Origin of the sequence: Kitasatospora putterlickiae, from assembly GCF_039527695.1 — a bacterium.
Taxonomy (GTDB): Bacteria; Actinomycetota; Actinomycetes; order Streptomycetales; family Streptomycetaceae; genus Kitasatospora; species Kitasatospora putterlickiae.
Genome location: NZ_BAAAKJ010000236.1, coordinates 17834 through 21439, shown reverse-complemented (window position 1 = coordinate 21439; position 3606 = coordinate 17834). Strand labels below are relative to the sequence as shown.

Here is a 3606-nt window from a genome sequence, read left to right as displayed (position 1 = left end):
AGGACCGGCCGCGTGTGCGGCCGGTCCGCTCCGTCATACCCGGGCCGGCGGATCAGGCGAGGGTGACCTCCACGGGGAGCCTCTTGATGCCGTTGACGAAGTTGGAGCGCACCCGGGGGACGTCGCCGGTGAGCCGGATGTCGGCGATGCGGGGGATCAGCTCCTCGAACATGATCCGGATCTCGGTACGGGCGAGCAGGTTGCCCAGGCACAGGTGCGGGCTGCCCTTGCCGAACGTGACGTGGTCGTTGTCGGTGCGGGTCACGTCGAAGTCGTAGGGGTTCCCGAAGACCTCCTCGTCGCGGTTGCCGGAGGCGTACCACATGACGACCTTGTCGCCCTCCTTGATCCGCTTCCCGCCGAGCTCCACGTCCCGGGTCGCGGTGCGGCGGAAGTGGTACACCGGGGAGGCCCAGCGCAGGAACTCCTCGACGGCGTTCGGGATCAGCGACGGGTCCCGCCGCAGCCGGTCGAGCTGCTCGGGGTGCTGGATCAGCGCCAGCATGGAGTGCGAGATGGAGTGCCGGGTGGTCTCGTTGCCGGCGACGACCAGCAGCAGGAAGTAGTTGTCGAAGTCCTGGGCGGACAGCGGCACACCGTCGCGCGGGGTCTCGTTGACCAGCTTGGAGACCAGGTCGGTGCCGTTGCCGCCGCGCCGCTGCCGGGCCAGCTCCCGGCCGTACTCGAAGACCTCCAGCGAGGCGGGGGAGCGGAACGGCAGGTCCCGGTACTTCTCGCTCTCCGCGCTGTGCAGCAGGACGTCGGCGTAGTCCGGGTCGGTGTTGCCGATGATGCGGTTGCCCCAGTCGATGAGCTGCTGGGTGTCGTCCTCGGGGACGTCCAGCAGCCGGGCCAGGACGTTGATCGGGAAGTCGGCCGAGACGTCGGCGACGAAGTCGAAGCGGCCCTTCGCGAAGGCGGTGTCGAGGGTCCGGGCGGTCAGGCCGCGCAGGAAGTCCGCGTACTGGTTGATGACGCCGGCGCCGAACTGGCGCTGCAGCAGGCTGCGCATCGCGCGGTGGCGCACGCCGTCCAGCTCCAGGATGGAGGCGCGCTTCTTGATCTGGTCGTCGTCGACCTCCTCCAGGTTGACGAACCGGGTGGAGGTGAAGGTCTCCGGGTCGCGGTCGACGCGGGCGATGTCGGCGTGCCGGGTGGCGGCCCAGAAGCCGGAGTTGGGGGCATCCTCGGGCTGCCAGTGCACCGGGTCCTCGTGGCGCAGGGTGTGGAACATCCGCCAGGGGGTGACGCCGTCGAGGAACTTGTCGTTGTCGGCCAGGTCCACCTCCTCCAGGGGCAGTGGCTCGCGCACGTCGGGGGTGTGGGTGTCGATCGTCATGGTGCGGCTCCGTGGGGTGTCCGTGCGGCGGGTCAGAGGTGGTAGGCGTACTCGGTGAACTCCCAGTCGGTCACGTGCCGCTGGAAGCGCTGGAGTTCGTCGCGCTTGTAGGAGAGGAAGGCGGAGGTGAAGCCGGCCCCCAGCAGCCCGGTGAGCTCGGTGTCGGCCTCCAGGGCGTCGAGCGAGGCGCCGAGGCTCATCGGCAGGACGGGCGACCGGGTGGGGTCGTAGCCGTAGCCCTCCAGCGGGACGTCGGGCTCCTTGGCGTCCCGGATGCCCAGCAGGGCCGCCGCGAGGGTGGCCGCGACCGCCAGGTAGGGGTTGGCGCTGGCGTCGCCGAGGCGCACTTCCAGCCGGGAGCCCGCGCCGCGCTCCGGGGGGACGCGCACCATCGTGCTGCGGTTGTCCAGGCCCCAGTCGATCAGCCAGGGGGCGAGGGTGTCGGGGCCGAAGCGCTTGTAGGAGTTGACGGTCGGGTTGAGCAGCGCGGCGAGGGCCGGGGCGTGCGCGAGGATGCCCGCGACGGCGTGCCGGGCGGTGTCCGACAGCCCGTCGCGGCCCTCGGGGTCGTCGAAGGCGTTGCGCTGGGAGTCGTCCAGGGCCGAGAAGTGGAGGTGGAAGCCGGAGCCGCCCTCCTCGTTGAAGGGCTTGGCCATGAAGGTGGCGAGCCTTCCCTCGGCGCGGGCCAGCTCCTTGACGGCGGCCTTGAAGCGGAAGGCGCGGTCGGCGGCGTCCAGGGCCTCGGAGTGGGTGAGGTTGATCTCGAACTGGCCGCCGGAGAACTCGTGGTTGCCCGCGGTGGCGCCGAGGCCGAGGTCGCGCAGGTGGCGCAGGGCGCGCAGCAGGTGGCGGTCCGGGTCCCCGCGCAGGCCGGCGCTGTAGACGTCGCCGGACGAGGCGGCGTAGGGGCGCCAGCCGGCCGGCGTCCCGGGGGCCGGGTCGCACAGGTAGTACTCCAGCTCCGGTCCGATCACCGGGCGCAGGCCCAGCCGCGACCAGTGGCCCAGCACGGAGCGCAGCAGGTCGCGCGGCGACTCGGGGCAGGGCAGGCCGGTGGCCGGGTCGGTGGTGTCGCCCAGGCACCAGGCCACGCCCGGCTCCCAGGGCAGCGGGGCGAGGGTGGACAGGTCGGGGCGCACGGTCACGTCGGGCAGTCCCGCGTCCAGACCGCCGGCGACGTCGACCACGTCGCCCCGAGGGGTGGTGGCGTAGACGCCGCGGCAGAAGGCGAGGCCGTGGCCGCAGGCGGAGGGCAGGTGCTCCAGCAGGACGTCGCGCGCCCGGTCGACGCCGATGAGGTCCGGGTAGACCACGCGGACGACGTCGACGCCCTCGGCGGCGAGCCGGTCCAGGTGGTTCCGGAGCTGGGGGGTCTGTTGAGCGCTCACCGACGGACTCCTCGTACGGGGCTCCCCGGGCACGGGGCCCGAAGGAGGTGGGGGTGGGGGAGGGGGGTGGGGCGGCAACGAGGCCCGGCACGGGAACGCGGTTCGGCCGTGGGAAGGCCGGCCGGCGGGGCGGACCCTCGTTTGGCACCAAACCGTAAGGTTCGTCCCCCCTCCTGGCAAGAGTGTGCGGCGGATTTTCTATCCGCTTGGATAGCTATTGACCGGGGGTGGTCGGCTCCCTATGTTGTTTGGAATCAAACAACACCTCGCGTGTTGCCCCCACCCTCGTGCCACCCAGGAGGAACAGCGATGAAGGTCGTCGTTGACATGAACAAGTGCCAGGACCACGGCCAGTGCGTCTTCGCCGCGCCCGACGTGTTCCGGATGGACGAGGGCGGACGCCTGGCGTTCGTCGACGAGCCGGACGAGGCCCTGCGCGCGGACGTCGAGGACGCCGCCGACGTGTGCCCGCTGCAGGCCATCTCGGTCGAGAACTGAGCGCCGTGCCCGCGGACACCGGCGACCGCCGGATCGTGATCGCCGGCGCCTCCCTCGGCGGCCTGCGCGCCGCCGAGCAACTGCGCGCCGCCGGCTGGAGCGAGGAGATCGTCGTCGTCGGCGACGAGCCCCACATGCCCTACAACCGCCCCCCGCTCTCCAAGGAGGTGCTCGCCGGCAAGGCCTCCTTCGCATCGCTCACCTTCCGCCCCCGCCCCGCCGTCGAGGACGTGCGGTGGCGGCTGGGCCGCGCCGTCGCCTCCGCCGACCTCGAAGCCCGCACCCTCACCCTCGACGACGGCACGCGGCTCGCCTTCGACGGCCTGGTCGCGGCCACCGGCATGCGGCCCCGGCGGCTGCGCTGCCCCGGCCCCCAGGGCC

3 protein-coding genes and 1 pseudogene are annotated in these 3606 nt (G+C 72.2%); 2 read left to right on the top strand and 2 right to left on the bottom strand.

The window, feature by feature from the left end; all coding sequences use genetic code 11:
• Window positions 1-52: 52 nt before the first annotated feature.
• Together ABD308_RS23795 and ABD308_RS23790 are read right to left on the bottom strand one after the other, a co-directional pair.
• Window positions 53-1339 carry a cytochrome P450 gene (locus ABD308_RS23795; protein ID WP_344338387.1) on the bottom strand — a complete coding sequence of 429 codons (1287 nt, stop codon included), beginning with the start codon at window positions 1337-1339 and terminating at the stop codon, window positions 53-55.
• A 32-nt stretch (window positions 1340-1371) separates the two neighbouring features.
• Window positions 1372-2727, bottom strand: coding sequence for a glutamine synthetase family protein (locus ABD308_RS23790; RefSeq protein ID WP_344338386.1), 1356 nt, complete (start codon window positions 2725-2727; stop codon window positions 1372-1374).
• Window positions 2728-3036: 309 nt separating this feature from the next.
• Here ABD308_RS23790 and ABD308_RS23785 point away from each other — a divergent pair, with 309 nt between their 5' ends.
• Together ABD308_RS23785 and ABD308_RS23780 are read left to right on the top strand one after the other, a co-directional pair.
• The gene (locus ABD308_RS23785) at window positions 3037-3225 is read left to right on the top strand and encodes a ferredoxin (RefSeq protein WP_344338384.1); all 189 of its coding nucleotides are present in this window, start codon (window positions 3037-3039) and stop codon (window positions 3223-3225) included.
• A gap of 32 nt (window positions 3226-3257) precedes the next feature.
• A pseudogene (locus ABD308_RS23780) lies at window positions 3258-3606 on the top strand (FAD-dependent oxidoreductase); the annotation flags it as partial.

Coding starts and splice junctions, on each gene's coding strand:
- ABD308_RS23795 (WP_344338387.1), bottom strand. CDS start 1,339: ATGACGATCGACACCCACACCCCCGACGTGCGCGAGCCACTGCCCCTG.
- ABD308_RS23785 (WP_344338384.1), top strand. CDS start 3,037: ATGAAGGTCGTCGTTGACATGAACAAGTGCCAGGACCACGGCCAGTGC.